Raw genomic sequence first — 17,783 nt, forward strand, 5'->3', positions numbered from 1 at the left:
AGTTGCAGAACCGATTTTTCGTTCGGCCTGTTTTTATTGTGTTTGCGACTTTAGCCGAGAATCGTCGCCTGAAATAGTCATATACTGAGATTGACACACCGGTTCAGCGCGTTTAATCAAAATACAAGAACCGTTTTTCGAAAAACGTTTTCTGAGGCGGGAGAGGCCTCATATCGCGGGAGGAGTTTCAGGATGCGGCAGGTCCGTATTCGGACAGCGTTGGTAGGGTGTGGCGCATTTGCCAATGCGGCGCTCGTTCCCGCCATGCATGCGGCCGGCATCGACATCGTAGCCGTCTGCGATCCGGACGCGGCTCGCGCCGATGCGACGATGCGGGCGGCAAGAGCCGGCGCCGCCTATGCGGAGATGTCCGAGATGCTATCCGCCGAGACGGTGGATGCCGTTGTGATGGCGGTTGGCCCGGCGATCTATCCCATGCTTGCCAAGCAGGCATTTGCACACGGCGTGCATGTCTTCGTCGAAAAGCCGCCCGCGATCACGCTCGTCGAAGCCGAGGTCATGAAGAGCGTGGCCGTGAAAGCGGGAAAGCAGCTGGTCGTCGGCTTCATGAAGCGCTTTGCGACGGGTTATCGCATGGCGAGGGAGATCTCCCAGGAAGGTGACTTCGGCGTCGTGAAAATGGTGAATGCGCGGATTACCTCTGGCGTGTGGACGCCGGCTTGGTCGAAGACGCTTACGCCCTTTTCCTTCGTGCTTGATCACAGCGTGCACTTTCTTGACCTGATGCGTTTCTTTGGCGGTCCGGCCGACTGGGTATCCGCCGTCAAGACCGAGGCCTCGGATGAGCGCTTCGGTTTCGCCGTGCTGCTCGGTTACGCAAGCGGTGCCGCCGGCCTATTGGAGATATCGAACTACGAGAGCAGGGGTGTCCCGAACGAGCGCGTGCAGATCACGGGATCGAAGGGCGCGAGCGTCACCGTCGAAAACGTAACGCGTGTCACCTATACTCGCGATGCCGAACCCATGGTGGCGGGGCGTGTCTTCTCGCCACAACGCGAGCGTCTGGTATGGGAGCCGAATATGACGAACATCTCCGCGGAGAATGCGTCGCTCGTCCACATGGGCTATGTCGGTGAGATGCGCAACCTTGCCAACGCCCTGACTGCCGGCCTGCCTGTCACACCCTCTATCGAGGATGGGATTGCCGCGCTCGCGCTGGCGCATGCGATCGTCGAGAGCGACGGCCGCCGTATGAATCTTCAGAGTACAGGTGAGCTTCGAAATGTCGCTGTCCATTGATCTCAAAGGTCGTATCGCCCTCGTCACGGGTGGCGGAACCGGACTTGGCCGGGCCGGGACGGATGCGCTGGTCGCGGCCGGTGCTACTGTCGTTATCACCGGTCGGCGCCATGATGTGCTTGAACAGGCCGCGCAAGAGGCCGGCGCACAGGCGATGGTCTGCGACGTCAGCGATCCCGATGCGGCGAAGGCGCTGGTCGAGCGTATCGTCGCCGAACATGGCAGGCTCGATATTCTCGTCAACGCCGCGGGCCTCAACATTCGCGGCGACTCGTTCGAATACGGGCCGGAAGACTGGGATCGCGTCCATGCGATCAACACCCGCGGCCTGTTCTTCATGTCGCAGGCTGCCGGCCGCGTCATGCGTGACAACGGCTACGGCAAGATCGTCAACATCGCCTCCATGGCAAGCGAGATCGGCATGCCGTTCATCGTCGCCTACGGGTCGTCAAAGGGTGGGGTGAAGCAGATCACGCAGGGGCTTGCGGTAGAATGGGGCAAGACCGGCATTCGCGTGAATGCGATCGAACCGGGCTGGTTCAGGACAGAACTGACAGAGCCACTCTTCCACAACAAGGAATGGGTTGCGAAAGTGGAAAATCGCGTGCCGATGGGCCGTGCCGGAAAGCCGGAAGAGGTCGGCGGCGCAATCGCATTCCTTGCAAGCCCGCTTTCGGACTATATAACCGGCGCCGTAATCAAGGTGGACGGGGGAGCGTTGGCAGCCTGATGCAGGAACAATCGGAAATCGTTGAAGCCCCGGACAACCCGACATTGCTCGAGCGTGTGGGAGAAGCGATCATCGTGCCGCTGATGCTTGCCATCATCGCGGTGGGTTTTGCCGCCGTCTGCCTGCGCTATGTCTTCAACGGGCACTACGCCCTGTTCTGGTCCGAAGAGATCATCCGCTATGCCTTCATCTGGCTGTTCTGGCTTTGCGCCCCGATCCTCGTCTGGCGCCGCGCCATGTTCACGGTGGATGTGTTCGTGAACATGATGCCCAAGGGCATGCAGCGCGCGGTCGCCGTTCTTCTCGATCTTGCCGTCATCGTGCTGATGGGGACCTTCGTCTACTACGGCTGGGTGATGGCGCGCGTGAACGCACCGCAGCTCTCGTCGGCCCTGTCGCTGTCGCTCTTCTGGATCTATCTCGCCATTCCCGTCGGTTCAGCCCTCATCATTCTCGCAACGATCGCGCGCATGGTTCGCGACATGCGAAGCGGCACGCGGGAGGTCGACCAATGACACTCACCCTTTTCGGCTGTTTCTTCGGTTTTCTGCTGCTCGGCTTGCCGGTGGCCTTTTCGACCGGCCTTGCCGCGCTCGTCGTCGTCCTCAACTATCCGATCGTTCAGGAACGCCTGTTGATCACCAAGACGTTTGGCGGCATGGATTCCTTCACGCTGATGGCAATCCCGTTCTTCGTGCTCGCCGGAGAGGTCATGTCGCGTTCCGGGCTCACCAAACGCATCGTCGATCTCGCCATCGCGCTTGTCGGGCATTTCCGCGCGGGTCTCGCCTATGTCACCGTCATCGCCAACGTGATGATGGCGGGCGTTTCGGGATCGGCGTCGGCGGACGCCGCGGCCACCGGCTCGATTCTGATCCCAGCCATGAAGGAACAGGGGTACAAGCCGGAATTCGCAGCCCTCATGGTCGCGTTCTCCGCTATGATGGCGCCGCTTATTCCGCCCTCGATCTTTCTCATCATCTACGGCTCCATGGCCGGGGTTTCGATCGGCCGGCTCTTCATGGCCGGCATCATTCCCGGCCTCCTCGTCGGTCTGTCGCTGCTTATCCTCGCCTTCATCGTCACCCGGTTTGCGTCCTTCAAGGTGGATACCGTGACGTTTTCCGGCCAGCGGCTGAAGGAATCCTTTCTGAAGGCGGGTTTCGCGCTGGTCATGCCCTTCGTCATCATCGGCGGTATCCGTTTCGGTATTTTCACGCCGACGGAGGCCGGCATCGTCGCGGTGGTCTACGCGCTGTTCTACGGGTTCGTCATCGAGCGCTCGCTCAATCTCAAGAGCCTGAGGGAACTGACGATGTCGGCGGCGCTGTCATCCGCCAACATCATGATGATCGTCGGGTTTTCGGCCGTCTTCGGCACGATCCTGGCGCTCGGCCGTTTCGAGCAGCAGATCACCTCGGTGCTGTTTGCGATCACCACGGAGCCGCTTCTCGTCGTCACCATCCTGATCGTCGTCCTGACGCTGATCGGCGGCCTGATGGACGAAGTTTCGACGGCCGTGCTTTTCGTACCGACGCTTGCCGCCATTGGTGCGCAAATGGGCTTCGATCCCGTGCAGTTCGGCGTTGTCATGGTGCTCGCTATCATGATGGGTGCGGTCATGCCGCCGGTAGGAACGTTGCTGTTCATCGGCGTCAGCATTGCGCGCATACCCTTGTCGCGCATTCTGGTTCTGGTGTGGATATTTTTGATACCGCTGCTGCTGGTCAATCTTCTGATCGCGTTCGTACCGTTCTTCACAACCTATCTGCCGTCCTTCATGTGACGGCGCAGAAAAGCTCAACGGAGGAGTAGAGCATGTTCATGAAGAAACGTTTCTTGTTGGGTGCGCTCACCGCCCTTGCGCTTTCGGCCAGCACGGGCGTCGTGCGGGCCGAAACCACGCTGACTCTGGGCGACATCTACGCCGCTGACCACAGCAACACGCTGGCGGACAAGCGTTTTGCCGACTTGGTCGCCGAGCGCACCAATGGCGAAGTGAAAATCGAGGTCTATAGCGACGCCACTCTCGGAAACGAGCGCGAACTCGCCGAAAGCGTGGTTTCCGGCTCGCTGGACATAGCGCCGAGCGGCATGTCAGGCATCGGCCGCTTCTTCCCGGAACTTCAGGTCCTGGAACTTCCGTACCTCTACAAGGATCTTGATCATATGCAGCGCGTCGCGGACGTGATCGCGCCCGACGTGCAAGCGGCGTTCGAGGCGCAGGGTGTGCGCAATCTCGGCTTCCTCTATCTCGGACCGCGCTCAATCGCCAGCAAGCGGGCGATCAACACGATCGAGGACATGGACGGGCTGAAGCTGCGCGTTCCGGAATCGCCGCTGTATATCGGTTTCGCCAAGGCGCTGAACGCGGTGCCGACGCCGATCCCATTCCCCGAGGTCTATTCGGCCATCGAAACGGGCGTCGCCGAAGCCTCCGAAGGCGAGCCGGCGACGCTGGCGACGACCAAATGGTACGAGGTCACGAAAAGTGTGAGCCTGACCAAGCATATCTGGCACTTCCGCTTCATTCCGGTGAATGCCGCAAAGTTCGATACGCTCACCAAGGAACAGCAGGACATTGTCGTGAAGGCCGCTGCCGAAGCGCAGGCCTACCAAGCTGGGCTCGTCAACGACTTCAACGCCAAGGCGCTCGAGGAGATGAAGAGCGCTGGCGTAACAATCGTCGAGACGCAGGGCCTCGACAAGTTCGCCGAGCGCCTTGCTACGTTCCAGGACGAATATGCCGCAAGCCTCGGCGAGAAGGCCGTGGCGCTTCTCGCCAAGGTTCGCAGCGTCCAGTAACTCGCACGACGTCCGCCGTCGCAGTACGGCGGGCGCCCCATTCTCCAAGGATTTGATGACGATGGTGCCCGCAGCCTTCAAGGACCCGACCTACGAAAACGTCTATATCGGCGAGAGCTTTGGACCGGTAGAACTCGTTCTCGACGACTTCTTTCTGCGCAGCTATGCCTATGCGCTCGACGATTACAGCGGCATGCAGATTATCGACGGGCTTGCAAAACCGGTGGGTTACGTGCCGCCGCATATGATCGTTTCGGATCTCATGCAGATCTTCCTCACGGTCTATGACCGCGACAAGGTCGTCGGCCTGCACCAGAAAGAAGAGGTCATCCACTACAAGCCCGTGCCGGTCGGCGCGAAGCTCACACTCACCGGCACCTATGTCGATAAGTATATGAAGCGCGGCAAGGGTTATACGGTGTTGGAAAGCATCGCGCGGGACGACGAGGGCGATATCGTCGTCCTGCAGCGATCGACCGAAGTCATGCGCATTCCTGACGGCATCAGGGTCGGCACGGGTACGGCAGAGCCGGAAAGGCGCATCAGCCCGCGGACGCTGTCCGGATCGCGCGTTGCGACAATATCAGCCGATACCGTGGTCGGCACGGCGCTGCGTCCACTTACGAAGCAAGTCCGCCAAGCGCAAATGTCCGTCTTTACTGGCGCCGAATTCCACAAACAGGGAATTCATACGAATCTGGAGATCGCACACAAGGCCGGCCTTCGTGACTGCATTGCTCAGGGAATGATGGAATCATGCTGGGCATCGCAATATCTCGCCAGCCTGTTTGGCGAGCGGTTTCTTTCGACTGGACACCACTTTTCGACGTATTTGACACCGATCTACGCGAAGGACCTTATCACGCTTGAAGGTGTTGTCGCAAATCGACAGATAGAGGAGGGTGGCACGCGCGTCGAGGTTGAGTTCTGGTTGACAAATCAGGAAGGTCAGGTGACGGCCGTCGGATATGGCTCGGCTCTGCTATGACTTATTGCAGGGATTCCAAGCAAAAAACTGTTCGTGAAATTTGTTCTGGCAGGTCGGCGCTAATTTTCTGGTTTTTTGCAAATGTTTTACGGGTCAAGATGAAGGCGCGATGCAGACAAATATTTTTCGTTTATCCAGTTATCCGCATACATACTCTTATCCGTTACGCATCGGATTGATTCGAATGTTTCCGAAGGGACACCTTGCTCGCATCAGCACATCGCGATGACGGACTAAGACCGAGTTTCGTAATCTTACGACAAAGCATCCGAAATATCTGCCGCCGTTTGGATTACAAGAGGTGCAAGGCCTGTCAGGCGCGCGTCCGGCATGCGCTCGGCGGGCCCGGACACGCTAACGGATGCGAAAACGCGGCCGGCCGCATCGCGCACCGGCGCGCCGATGCAACGAACGCCAAGCTGATTCTCCTCATCATCGATCGCGTAGCCACGATCGCGGACCAACGCGAGTTCCTCAAGAAGCGCCTTCAGGTTAGTGATAGTCTTCGGCGTGTAGGACCTCAGCCCTTCTTCTGCCGCTATCCGTCGCACGAGGCTCTCATCCTGAAATGCGAGAAAGGCCTTGCCGACACTCGTGCAGTAGGTCGGTGCGGCCTCGATTGTCGTGAGAGTCGTCAGGCGTGAAGTGCCCATTTCTTCGCGCTCGACGCAGACCATCTGGCTACCGTCGAACATGTGGAAATGGATGATCTCACCGGTCACCAGCTGCAGCTTCGCTATGTGGGGATGGGCCCTTCGCGGTGTGTCAAGACTGGCAATCACGCTGCTGCCGTAGTGAAACATCTTCAGGCCAAGGCGATAGTTCTGCCGGCGACCATCCTGGTCGAGCATGCCCACCTCGCGCAGGGAGGCGACAATCCGGTGGACGGTGGTGCGCGGCATCCCGGTCCTTTCGGAAAGATCGGCGACGGTAAGGCTCGGATGCAGGCGTGTGAAACAGTCGAGCACCAGCGCCATTTTGCGCAGCGACTTTGCACCTGCCTCCCGCGTCTCCGCAGGCGCCTGGATCTCGCTGTCCCCGCTTACGTTTTCGTGCTTTTCAGTCATCTTCGCCCTTTACTGACCAGACATTATTCGGCGAACTCGCTCTTCAATGCTTCCGGATATTTTTTCAAGCCCGAAACATAGGATGAAATACACTGCTGCGACGATTGTGAAGACGAGAAACGGTTCATTCGTACGGATAACGATCTCGCGCCCAAGTCGGGTCAGTTCACTGATGCCGACAACCGAGACGAGCGACGTGTCCTTGATCATCAAGATCGACTGGCCGAGCAGAGATGGGACGATCGCCATCAGCGTCTGGGGCAGGACGATATCGCGCAACCTCTGAAACAGACCGAAACCAAGAGCGATGGCCGCCTCGTTCTGCCCCTTGTCGAAGCCCAACAGACCGCCGCGGATGATCTCGGTCATATAGGCACCGTGACTGAGCGACAGCGCGATGATCGCCGTCTCGATCGAGCCGATACGCACGCCATATTGCGGCAGCCCGTAATAGACGAGAAAGATGAACATCAGGAACGGCGTCGAGCGGAAAATATAGACGTAGATCGTGATGAGCAGGCGCAGGATCATGAAGCGCGATGAAGCGAGCAGACCACCGATGATTCCAAGAAGCAATGCAGGGAAAAACGACGCGACTGTAAGGAAGAGAACGATCGGCAGGCCCTTGAGGTTGAGCGCAGCGGTATCGTAGACGAACGATATGATATCCATATCAGGCCCTCCTGAACTTGGAGAAGCCGGCATGACGCTCGTAGATATCGACGATGACGTTCAGCGTAGCGCAAACTAGAATATAGATCACGCAGCTGACGAGATAAGCTTCAAGGAACTGGTACGTCTCGTTGCCGACTTCATCCGCCGCCTTGGTGATTTCGAGAATGGCGATCGTGTAAAGCAGCGACGTGTCCTTCACGAGCTGCACGAACTGGCCGGTAACGGCTGGCAGAACTGTCGGCGCAGCCTGGGGCAAGAGCACACGGGTGAGCAGGATGCGTCGCGGGATGCCCAGCGCCATTGCGGCTTCGCTTTGTCCCTTTGGAATGGCGATAAGTCCGCCTCTGACGATTTCAGCGATATAGGCGCCGGAATTGAACGTCAGGGCAACGATGCCCGTCGTGAAGGCGGAGAGCGTTAATCCTATGGCGGGAAGGCCGAAATAGATGAAGTAGATCTGAACCATCATCGGCGTATTGCGCACGATGGAGATGTAGACTGTGACCGCACGACCAGCGAAGCCGCTTGATGAAAAGCGTACAATGCCGCAGATGATGCCGACGAAAAGCGACAGAACAAGGCCAAGCGCCGCTGCGGTAAGTGCGTTCTTCAAGCCGGCCATATAGATGTCGCGGTATTGCAGGAGGAGGTCGAAGGCGTAGGATAGCATCGCGCGTTACCCCGTGTGACGTAGGATCTGTTGCAGGAAAAGCCGCGTCCGCTCTTCGCGCGGCTCGGAAAAGAACGTCTCCGGCGAGGCGTGCTCGACGATGCGACCCTCCTCCATGAAAACGACACTGGTCGCGAGTTCCCGTGCGAAGCCCATTTCGTGGGTGACGACGAGCATCGTCATGCCCGACTGGGCAAGGTCGCGCATGACCTGCAGCACTTCGCCGACGGTCTCCGGATCCAGTGCGGATGTCGGTTCGTCAAAAAGCATGAGTTCCGGGTCCATTGCGAGCGCACGGCAGATCGCGACGCGTTGCTGTTGTCCGCCGGAAAGCTGGATGGGATAGGCTTGCGCCTTGTCCTGAAGGCCAACGCGCTGAAGCAGGGCGAGTGCGCGTTCGTGGGCTTCGGCACGACTGCGGCCGAGAACGCGGCGTTGGGGCAATGTGATGTTGTCGATGACCTTGAGATGCTGGAACAGATTGAAGCGCTGAAACACCATGCCAATGCGGCGATGAAGGTCCCGGGCGGGCATTGTCCGCAGGTTCTCGCCATCGAGCGTCATCCTTCCGTCTGCAAAAGGGCCGGCCAGCCGGTTGATCGCGCGGATCAGGGTGCTCTTGCCGGAGCCTGACGGCCCGCAGACGACAGTTATGTCTTTCTTTTCGAAGGAGAGCGACACGTCGCGCAGGACGTGGAATTTGCCGTAGTAAAGATTGGCGGCCTGGGCTTCGAAGAAGGCCATCGAGGATCTCCATATGAGGATCGATCGCCGGCGGCCGGTTTATCCTGCCGCCGGCTTTGGCTTTTTACTGAAGCGTCATACGGCTGCCGTCACCGCTTTCCGGAACGTAGGCGCCGATACCGAGCAGGTTCACGAGGGCCTTGCGCTCCTCGGAAACGCCGTCGTTCTTTTCGAGGAAGTCGGCCTTCCAGGTCTCGCCGTCGACCCAATACTTGTACAGGGCGGCCAGTTCGCCGCTTTCGCGGATCTTCGTCATAAAGAAGTTGAGATACTGCCAGGTATAGATGTCACCAGGCCGAACCGCGAAAGCCCAGGTGTCGGAGCTGATGAGTTCACGCGGCTCCTTCAGCGATACGAAGCCGTATTCGCCTTGCACGACGTTCAAGACCGCGAGATCGTTGAGCGCGGCATCGACGCGGTCCGTCTTGAGTGCCTGATAGGTGTCAGTGTCGTTCGGGTAGCTCTGGATTTCCGCGTTCGCGAAGAACTGCTTTGCCACATCGACCGCGCTGGTGCCCGCCTTGACGGCGATGCGTTTGCCCGGCTGGTTCAACTCTTCCCAGGAAAGCTTCTCGTTTTCCGGATTCACGATCGCGACCACGCCGGTCTCGTACCACGTGCCTGTTGTGAAGAGGATCTGCTGCGCACGCTTGAACGTCGTGGACATGCTCGTCGCCAGGATGTCCGACTTGTTCGAAAGCAGCCCGGGAATGAGGCCCGCCCACTCAACATTGACCAGTTCCAGATCGACGTCCAGCTTTGCGGCAATCAGGCGGTCGAGATCCACTGAGAAGCCTGCGGCATTGCCGTTTGCATCGCGAAACTGCCATGGTGCGGCAGACAGATCGTTCATTATCACGATCTTCTTCGCCTTCAAGACTTCCGCAATCGTTCCCTTGATCTCATCAGCATGTACCGCCGTTCCCGCCAGCGCCATGACGGCTCCCGCGGCTGCAAAAAGCATCGACTTGATATTCATTGTCTTCTCCCCTTTGGATGGCCATTTATCCCGCTATGCGGAATATTGTCAACTGACGTATCATTATCTGCACAAATAGGAACAAAGTTCAAGAAATCTATTGACTGTTCCGTGTAAACGAAATTCTATGGCAGAAGACCACGTCACATATCCCGCTATTTGGAATATGATGGTTCATTTCTTGGAGGAAACAGATGAGTAAAGAGAATTTGGCTTCGACCGCAGCCAAGTTGACGGGGATTATCCCGCCGATAACGATGCCGTTCGACCAGAACGGCACTCTGGTGCCGTCGGCGATCGCCGAACAGGTCAATTTCATGGTCGAGCAGGGCGTGCATGGCATGGTTGCTGGTGGGAGCACCGGCGAGGGCCACACACTCAATGACGCGGATTTCACCACGTCGATGCGCGCGGTGCACGACGCTATCGACGGACGTGTGCCATTCCTTGCCGGCCTCATCATCAACAGCACGCGCGCCGCAATCGAGCGCGTTCAGATGCTGAAGGGCATGAACATCGCCGCACTTCAGGTGACTCCTGTTCACTATCTCTTCAAGCCCAGCGCTGATGCCACCGTGCAGCATTTCCGGACGATCTGGGAAGAGACCGGCATTCCGATCATCATCTACAACGTCGTCCCGTGGAACTACCTGAGCTGTGACCTAATGCTGCGCATCATGGACGAGGTTCCCGGCGTGATCGGCATGAAGCAGAGCGCGGGCGACCTGAAGCTTGTTTCCGATCTTCTGCACCGCATGAAGCCGGAGAACGTCGTTCTGACCGGCACGGATGCCCTGCTTTATCCGGCATTCTCGCTCGGCGTACATGGTGCCATCAGCGCGCTGACATCGGCGGTGCCGGGCCTCACCGTCAAGCTTTGGGATCTCGTCAAGGCCGGCGATCACAAGGCTGCGCTCGACCTGCATTACCGTATTGCCGATCTCTGGGATGTGCTGCCGCACGACAACCTACCGGCCTGCGTCAAGTATTGCCAGCATCGGCAGGGTCTGCCGCTTCATCTTCCGCGCCAGCCGATGGAGCCCGTCAACGACAGTCAGAAGGCCTTGATCGACAGGGCGCTCGACGCGCTTCTTGATTGATGATGGCAGAGGCGGGAGCGGTGCAGACTGCTTCCGCCTCGCTTTTTCAACGTTTTTCTGAGGAGAGTTTCATGGACTTTCGTGCCGCCGAGTGGCCGCTGGCGGGTAGCCCGAAAAGAATAAGCGGGATCGAGCTGAACCAGATCTGCGATATCGCCGATCTGGCGCGCGAGGACCCTGATGTCATCAAGCTGTGGATCGGCGAGGGCGACCTGCCCACACCGGATTTCATCCGGGAGGCTGCTCTTGCCGCGCTCGACGCGGGACAGACACGCTACACCTATGCCCTTGGCGTACCTGCGCTTCGTCAGGCGCTCGACCGGTACCACAAGCGTCACTGGGACGTCGATGTCGGTGCCGACCGCTTCAGCGTCACCGCCGGTGGCGTTCAGGCCATCATGCAGGCGTTCCAGGCCGTGCTCAATCCCGGTGACGAGGTGATCGTGCCCGTGCCGGCCTGGCCGAACCTGATCGAGATCGTGCGGATCCTTGGCGGGAAGGTCGTTCCCGTTCCCTATCGCGTTGCCGAAAACGGGGGTTTCCGCCTCGATCTTGACGATCTGTTTGCCGCGGTTACCGAAAAGACAAAGGTCATCGCAATCAACTCGCCGTCAAATCCGACCGGCTGGATCATGCCGCGCGAACAGATGAGTGCCGTCCTGGATTTCGCGCGGTCACGCGGTCTGTGGATCGTCTCCGACGAGGTCTACGCCCATTTCACGTATGATGGAACGCTTGCTCCGTCATTTCTGGAACTGGCGACACCGACCGACCGGCTGATGATTACCAACACGTTCTCGAAGAACTGGTGCATGACAGGCTGGCGTATCGGATGGATCATCTTTCCTGCCGGCATGCAGACCGTCTTCGACAATCTCAGCCAATACAACACGACGAGTGTGGCCACCTTCGTCCAGCATGCGGCCGTCGCCGCGCTTGACAAGGGTGACGACTTCATCAAGCTGCTGGTCCAGCGGTCAGCACAAGGGCGCGAGATCATCTGCAATGCGCTCGATAACCTCCCGAATGTGCGCGTGTTCTGGCCGCAAGGAACCTTCTATTTCTTCTTTTCCGTGCATGGCATGAACAGCGGCTATGAAATGGCGCGCAAGATATTGCGGGAATCCGGTGTTGGCGTGGCGCCGGGTTCCGCTTTCGGGCCGGGCGGCGAGGCGTACCTGCGTGTTTGCTTCGCTGTGGATCCCGCGCTCATTCAGGAGGGCGCCGATCGCCTTGTTGCCTTCCTGGGCCGGAGCGGTTCCTGATGCAAACGCGGGGCGGCGAAGCCGGCACTGATCAGGTGCCGTCCAAACCGTCCCGCTCGAATGCCATGCCTGAATTCCGTCCGTCTTTTTGGCAGATCATGCAGGCGGTGCTGGGAGTGCTTCTCCTTGTTCTCGTTGGGATCGACAGTATCCTGTCGCTCCTCGGGCGAGCGCCGATTGTCGGACGCACCTTTTTCGGTATCGTGCTGATTGCGTTTCTTTTCTCATGTCTGCCGGTTTGGTGCGGCAAACGCGAGGGAGGGGGCAGCCGATTTTGCAGGGCAAGGCGGCGCTAGTCTGCCCGGGAGCGATATCCCAGCTGGATCGAGAGAAGCTCGGCGTGTTTTATGACACGCTGGGCAAGGCCCGGTATCCGATCGTCCGTGAGTTTGCGACGCGTGCTGCTCAGGCTCAGGCCCGCAATGACTCGGCCGGCGGCGTTTCGCACGGGGGCACCGATGCAGCGCTCATGGGCATCCATCTCGCCATTGTTGATCGCATATCCGCGCTTGCGGGTGGTCGCCAGATCGTCACGCAGCCTGACGGGATCCGTGAGCGTGTCGCGGGTATAGGGGTGAAGCCCCTGTTGGATGATGCGCTCGATCGTTTCCGTTGGCTGGAAGGCGAGCACGGCCTTGCCCACGCTGGTGCAATAGCAGGGTGAGCTTTCCATCGTGGTGGTCGAGTTGAAACGACCGGCTCGGCCACCGATCGTGCGTGTCACGAAGATCATCTGATTACCGTCGAAGACGCAGAGATGGCTTTTCTCGCCCGTGCTGCGGCTCAGCGCCTCCAGAACGTGGCGGGCGTCGCGCGAAATGTCCATGTTTGTCAGCGCGCTGTTGCCGAGATGGATAAGGCGCAGGCCGAGGCGGTAGACGTCGCCGGTGTGGTCCTGATCGAGCAGGCCCGCATTGCGCAGGGTCGTGACCCAGCGGTGTGTGGTGGAGCGCGGCATGCCTGTCATGTCGGCGATGTCGCCAACTGACAATTGCCCGCTACGCAGGGTGAAACAGTCGAGGATGCGGAGCATCTTCTCAGGTGCATTTCCCGATGTGTCTGCAATCGCGCTCACGTATCGTTCCTCCCCTGCGAGCCGCTTTTGTGCCGCACCGGAATGCATATGGCAAGGGAGAGCGTGGAAAATCATGTCCCGAAAAATGAGACAAATTTGCACTGCACAAAAATTATCTAATTGTTTTTGAATAAGAAACAAAATTTGCGACGTATTCTTTGCCGCCTATAATTCAGGCATACACATTGGAGAGGAGATACTTCCATATGACTGTCGACCTGCACGGGATCATTCCAGCACTCGTGACCCCTTTCGATGCGGATGGCGAGATCAACGAGCGGCTTTTTCGCGATCACGTCCGTTTTATCCTGAACAAGAATGTGCACGGCGTTTGCCTGGCGGGCAGCACGGGCGAAGGCTTCACCTTCTCGCCGGCAGAACTGCGCCAGCTGACGGCCGCGACCGTGGAAGAAGTCAACGGCAAGGTGCCCGTCGTCGCCGGCATCATCGCCAACAGCACGCGTGAGGTCATCGAGCGCGCCAATGCGGTCAAGGATCTCGGCGTCGCGGCGCTTCAGGTCACGCCGACCTACTACGTCTTCAACTATGGCGAAGAAGCCATGTTCCAGTATTTCAAGCAGATCTGGGAAGAGACAGGCATTCCGCTCGTCATCTACAACGTGATTCCATGGAACCTGCTCGGTGCCGATCTCGTCGTGCGCATGATGGAGGAGATCCCGGGCGTCATCGGCATCAAGCAGAGCCAGGGCAACATTTCCCGGGCTGCCGAACTCGTCATCCGTGCGCCGAAGGGCAAAGCCATTCTCGCGGCCATCGACGACCTTCTCTACCCCTGCTTCATGATGGGTGCGCAGGGCACGCTTGCCGCATCGCCAACCGCAGCACCCGGTCCTTGCGTCGCGCTGTGGAACGCCGTAAAGGCCGGCGATCATGACCTGGCCCGCAAGATTCACGACCGTCTCGTCATTTTCTGGCACCTGATGGGGCACGAGAACCTGCCGGCGCTGGTGAAGTATTGCCTCGAACTGCAGGGCTGCGAAGTCGGCGTGCCGCGTCACCCGATGCCGCTGCCGTCGGCAGAGCAGAAGGCGAAGATCCGCCCCGCGCTCGAGGCACTTCTCCAGTTCGACCCGCAACTCGCCAAGGCAGCCTGAAACGAGGCCGCGCGGAGAGGGCGCGGCGTCGCAGAAATTGTCCCGGCCGCAGGCGTGGCCGGGATAGGAGGAGAAGTCGCCGGCGCATCCGGCATGTTGATATCTGGGAGGATTCTATGAAACACGATGACAGAACCGCTGTGGAAACTTCGGCATCCGCCGGCCTTTTCCGGCGCGATGTGCTGAAATTCGCCCTTGCCGGCTCCGCGATGGCGGCTGTCGGCCTGCGTGCGCCGGCCGTGCTCGCCAATGCCAAGCCCTTCGAGGGCGTGACGCTGCGTGGCGCATGCTTCCAGCACATCTTCCACACCTATATCCAGAAGCTGCTGCCAGAGTTCGAAGAGCAGACGGGCATGAAGGTCGAGTTCGATCTTCAGGCTTTCCCGGTCTACAACCAGCGTATGGACCTCGAACTGTCCACGCACGGCTCGAGCTACGACTTCTGCAACATCACCCACTCGTTCTCCGGTCGCTGGATCAGTGCGGGCTGGCTGACGCCGCTGAACGATTTCCTCAACGACCCCAACAAGACGGCCGCCGACTTCGATCCGGATGATTTCGTCAGCGGCACGCAGATCGCCTACATCGATGCGAACAAGCAGGTTCACGGTTTCGCATGGGAAGCCGGCGCCATGTTGCTGGCCTCCTCGCGCTTCGACATTCTCGACAAGGAAGGCATCGCCATGCCGACCACGCTTGCCGGCATGATCGATGTCTGCAAGGCGATCCACAACAAGAACGGCGTCGCCGCCTTCGTGGCAGACCGCCTGCATCACTGGAATTTCCCGCCCTATCTGATGGGCTTCGGCGGCAAGGTCTTCCGCGATCCGCCGGGCGACCTGATGCCGGTGCTCGATACGCCCGAAGTCATCGAGGCGGCCACCTACTATTCGGGGCTGCTGTCCAATTACTGCCCGCCCGGTGTGCTCTCCTATACGGACGATCAGGCGATGCGCAACCAGCTCGCGGGTCGGGCAAACATGCGTATCAACGCCATGTCGTGGTTGCTGCCTCTGGCGAAATCCGCTGATTCCCGTGTGAAGGACACGGTGCGGTTCGCGCTGATGCCGGAAGGCCCCGCCGGTGGTTTCCCCGCCTGCAACGCTAATGCCTATGGCATTCCCGCGGGTTCCAACCAAAAGGACGCCGCCTGGGCATTTATTCAGTGGGCAACGTCGAAGAAGACATTCGAGCGCACTGCGCTGGAAATGGGCGGGCTCGCCACCCCGCGCAGGTCGATCATCGAGGACCCCCGTTACAAGGAGGCCCTGACGATCAACGGCCAGGATATCGCTTCGATGTATCTCGACGTTCTCGAGCGCAGCGGTCGGGAAGGCTATATGGCCTATCGTACCGTGCCCGTCTGGCCGCAGACCGGCGAGAAGATCAACAAGGCGATCGAGCGCATCGCGAGTGGCCAGGCGGATGCCGCAACCTCCATGAAAGCCGCCCAGGCGGAGGCCGTCGAGGACATCAAGAAAGCGGGCGTCAAGTTGTGAGCGCGGTCGATATCGAAAACCGACAGCGTGCCGTTGCCGGCACTGGAACCGGTCATGCAGTGAAGGCGGGAAAAAACCCCGCCTTCGAGCGCCAGCGTCGGCGTTTCTTCTGGCTTCTGCTGGCGCCGGTGCTTGCCATCCTTGCCGTGGTCACGCTGCTGCCCACACTCTATCTGCTGGTGACGAGCTTCACCCCGCTCAACCTCGCCAACCCGGCGACGGCGTGGGATTTTTCCGATCCGCTGGTCAATTATCGCACGCTGCTGACCGATGACCGGTTGCACAACAGCCTGTGGGTTCAGGCGAAGCTGTCGGTCGTCACGGTGGTGCTCCAGCTCCTGTTCGGCCTAGTCGTGGCGTTGCTTCTCAACATGAGAACGCCGTTGATGAACGCGCTTCGAACCTCGTTCCTCGTGCCGATGGTCTTGCCGCCCATCGTCGTGGCGATCATCTGGAAGGTGCTGTATTCGCCCGACATCAGCCCCGCCTGGTGGCTCTTCCAGCTTCTTGGCTGGAACGTGCAGACGCCGATCACCGACGCCAGCTGGGCGCTGACTGCGATCATCGTGGCCGATACCTGGGAATGGTTTCCCTTCACCATGATCATCATTCTGGCGGCGCTTGCCATGATGCCGGAGGAACAGCGCGAGGCGGCGGAAGTCGATGGTGCCAGCATCTGGCAGCTGACATGGTATATCACGCTGCCCTATCTGAAGGGCACGCTGCTGGTCGCGGGGTTATTCCGCCTTATCGACAGCATCAAGACGTTCCCGCTCATCTACATTCTCACCGATGGCGGGCCGGGCTCCGTTACCGAAGTGTCGAACTATTACATCTTCGTCCAGTCCTTCAGTTTCAGCTACATCGGCTACTCCGCAGCAGTCACCATGGTGCTGCTCGCCATGATCGTCCTTCTGAGCTGGGTCATCATCCGTGCGGTTTCGGGAGGCTCGAATGCCCAGGAGTAAACTTGACGCGGCCGCACGCCGCAACCGTATCTTGGCGAATACGATCGTCATCGCGCTTGCCGTCATCACCCTGCTGCCGTTCCTCTGGTTCGTGGTGATGAGCTTCAAGCCGGCGGACGACATCTTCGCAGGCATCGACGGCTTCTTCTTCACGCCGACGCTCGAAAACTACACATCGCTGTGGAGCGACCGCTTTGCCACATCGATGCTGAACAGCTTCATCACCAGTTCGGTATCGACGATCCTTGCGTTGGTGATCGGCACGCCGGGTGCCTATGCGCTCTCGCGGGCGACGATGAAGCAGGAACGGACCTTCTCGCTGCTCATCCTCGCCTCGCGCATGGCACCGCCCGTCGCCTTCGCGATCCCGTATTTCCTCGTCTACCGCTACATGGGCCTGCTCGATACGCGCACGGGTCTTATCCTGGTCTATCTCACGTTCAACCTGGCGCTTGTCGTCTGGCTGATGCGCAATTTCTTCGATGCCACGCCGCGTGCGCTCGAGGAGGCGGCATGGATCGACGGCGCGAGCCTGTGGAAGACCTTCATGGTCATCGTCCTGCCGATGTCGGGACCGGCGCTCGTGACGACAGCGATCCTGTGCTTCCTCTATTCGTGGAACGACTTCTTCTTCGCGCTGACCCTGACACGAAACAGCGCCATGACCGCTCCGGTGGAGGTGGTCAACTTCATGAACTACGAGGGCTGGGAGTGGGGCAAGATCGCAGCCGGCGGCACGCTGATCATGATGCCCGTTCTCGCCTTCTCGCTTTTGATGCGCAAATACCTCGTCGCGGGAATGACGGCGGGTGCGGTCAAGGGCTGATCTGAAATCTTTGGGAG

The 17,783-nt window shown here is 59.4% G+C and carries 18 protein-coding genes; 12 read left to right on the forward strand and 6 right to left on the reverse strand.

The features are described 5' to 3' along the window. Window positions 1-192: 192 nt before the first annotated feature. The 6 genes from K6301_RS16300 to K6301_RS16325 all read left to right on the forward strand — a co-directional run bounded on the left by K6301_RS16300 (window position 193) and on the right by K6301_RS16325 (window position 5,783). Window positions 193-1,260 carry a Gfo/Idh/MocA family protein gene (locus K6301_RS16300; RefSeq protein ID WP_247221549.1) on the forward strand — a complete coding sequence of 356 codons (1,068 nt, stop codon included), beginning with the start codon at window positions 193-195 and terminating at the stop codon, window positions 1,258-1,260. Continuing rightward, entirely contained in the window at window positions 1,244-1,990 is a 747-nt protein-coding gene (locus tag K6301_RS16305; RefSeq protein ID WP_247221550.1) for an SDR family NAD(P)-dependent oxidoreductase, read from the forward strand. The genes K6301_RS16300 and K6301_RS16305 overlap by 17 nt, the downstream gene beginning before the upstream one ends. Then, entirely contained in the window at window positions 1,990-2,505 is a 516-nt protein-coding gene (locus K6301_RS16310; RefSeq protein WP_247221552.1) for a TRAP transporter small permease, read from the forward strand. Before K6301_RS16305 ends, K6301_RS16310 begins: the two co-directional genes overlap by 1 nt. Continuing rightward, window positions 2,502-3,776 (forward strand): TRAP transporter large permease, encoded by a 1,275-nt coding sequence (locus K6301_RS16315; RefSeq protein WP_247221553.1) that lies wholly within the window; start codon window positions 2,502-2,504, stop codon window positions 3,774-3,776. The genes K6301_RS16310 and K6301_RS16315 overlap by 4 nt, the downstream gene beginning before the upstream one ends. 38 nt (window positions 3,777-3,814) lie before the next feature. After that, window positions 3,815-4,795 carry a TRAP transporter substrate-binding protein gene (locus K6301_RS16320; protein WP_247221554.1) on the forward strand — a complete coding sequence of 327 codons (981 nt, stop codon included), beginning with the start codon at window positions 3,815-3,817 and terminating at the stop codon, window positions 4,793-4,795. Between the two features lie 61 nt (window positions 4,796-4,856). Next, window positions 4,857-5,783, forward strand: coding sequence for a MaoC/PaaZ C-terminal domain-containing protein (locus K6301_RS16325; RefSeq protein ID WP_247221555.1), 927 nt, complete (start codon window positions 4,857-4,859; stop codon window positions 5,781-5,783). A gap of 254 nt (window positions 5,784-6,037) precedes the next feature. Here K6301_RS16325 and K6301_RS16330 read toward each other — a convergent pair whose 3' ends face one another. From K6301_RS16330 to K6301_RS16350, 5 genes are all read right to left on the reverse strand, one after another. Then, window positions 6,038-6,850: an IclR family transcriptional regulator gene (locus K6301_RS16330; RefSeq protein WP_247221556.1), complete on the reverse strand. Its 813-nt coding sequence runs from the start codon at window positions 6,848-6,850 to the stop codon at window positions 6,038-6,040. A 9-nt stretch (window positions 6,851-6,859) separates the two neighbouring features. Then, window positions 6,860-7,555, reverse strand: a complete 696-nt coding sequence (locus K6301_RS16335) for an amino acid ABC transporter permease (protein ID WP_247221557.1) — start codon at window positions 7,553-7,555, stop codon at window positions 6,860-6,862. Further along, the gene (locus K6301_RS16340; protein ID WP_247221558.1) at window positions 7,524-8,195 is read right to left on the reverse strand and encodes an amino acid ABC transporter permease; all 672 of its coding nucleotides are present in this window, start codon (window positions 8,193-8,195) and stop codon (window positions 7,524-7,526) included. Before K6301_RS16340 ends, K6301_RS16335 begins: the two co-directional genes overlap by 32 nt. 6 nt (window positions 8,196-8,201) lie before the next feature. Further along, window positions 8,202-8,939: an amino acid ABC transporter ATP-binding protein gene (locus K6301_RS16345; RefSeq protein WP_247221559.1), complete on the reverse strand. Its 738-nt coding sequence runs from the start codon at window positions 8,937-8,939 to the stop codon at window positions 8,202-8,204. A gap of 64 nt (window positions 8,940-9,003) precedes the next feature. Beyond that, the gene (locus K6301_RS16350; protein ID WP_247221560.1) at window positions 9,004-9,918 is read right to left on the reverse strand and encodes a substrate-binding periplasmic protein; all 915 of its coding nucleotides are present in this window, start codon (window positions 9,916-9,918) and stop codon (window positions 9,004-9,006) included. A gap of 194 nt (window positions 9,919-10,112) precedes the next feature. Here K6301_RS16350 and K6301_RS16355 point away from each other — a divergent pair, with 194 nt between their 5' ends. Beyond that, a complete protein-coding gene (locus K6301_RS16355) occupies window positions 10,113-11,018 on the forward strand; it encodes a dihydrodipicolinate synthase family protein (RefSeq protein ID WP_247221561.1) in 906 nt (301 codons plus the stop codon). A gap of 71 nt (window positions 11,019-11,089) precedes the next feature. Then, the gene (locus K6301_RS16360; RefSeq protein ID WP_247221562.1) at window positions 11,090-12,283 is read left to right on the forward strand and encodes a pyridoxal phosphate-dependent aminotransferase; all 1,194 of its coding nucleotides are present in this window, start codon (window positions 11,090-11,092) and stop codon (window positions 12,281-12,283) included. Between the two features lie 292 nt (window positions 12,284-12,575). Here K6301_RS16360 and K6301_RS16365 read toward each other — a convergent pair whose 3' ends face one another. Next, entirely contained in the window at window positions 12,576-13,358 is a 783-nt protein-coding gene (locus tag K6301_RS16365) for an IclR family transcriptional regulator (protein WP_247221563.1), read from the reverse strand. A 206-nt stretch (window positions 13,359-13,564) separates the two neighbouring features. On the opposite strand from K6301_RS16365, the gene K6301_RS16370 reads away from it, so the two are divergent. The 4 genes from K6301_RS16370 (at window position 13,565) to K6301_RS16385 (ending at window position 17,766) form a co-directional block, all read left to right on the forward strand. Beyond that, window positions 13,565-14,473 (forward strand): dihydrodipicolinate synthase family protein, encoded by a 909-nt coding sequence (locus tag K6301_RS16370; RefSeq protein WP_247221564.1) that lies wholly within the window; start codon window positions 13,565-13,567, stop codon window positions 14,471-14,473. 116 nt (window positions 14,474-14,589) lie between these two features. After that, entirely contained in the window at window positions 14,590-15,972 is a 1,383-nt protein-coding gene (locus K6301_RS16375) for an ABC transporter substrate-binding protein (protein WP_247221566.1), read from the forward strand. Then, complete coding sequence (locus K6301_RS16380) at window positions 15,969-16,940, forward strand: carbohydrate ABC transporter permease (protein WP_247221568.1); 972 nt, start codon at window positions 15,969-15,971, stop codon at window positions 16,938-16,940. Before K6301_RS16375 ends, K6301_RS16380 begins: the two co-directional genes overlap by 4 nt. Next, window positions 16,927-17,766 carry a carbohydrate ABC transporter permease gene (locus tag K6301_RS16385; protein ID WP_247221569.1) on the forward strand — a complete coding sequence of 280 codons (840 nt, stop codon included), beginning with the start codon at window positions 16,927-16,929 and terminating at the stop codon, window positions 17,764-17,766. The genes K6301_RS16380 and K6301_RS16385 overlap by 14 nt, the downstream gene beginning before the upstream one ends. The last annotated feature ends 17 nt before the right edge of the window (window positions 17,767-17,783 follow it).

The organism is Shinella oryzae, from assembly GCF_023038235.1.
Taxonomy (GTDB): domain Bacteria; phylum Pseudomonadota; class Alphaproteobacteria; order Rhizobiales; family Rhizobiaceae; genus Shinella; species Shinella sumterensis.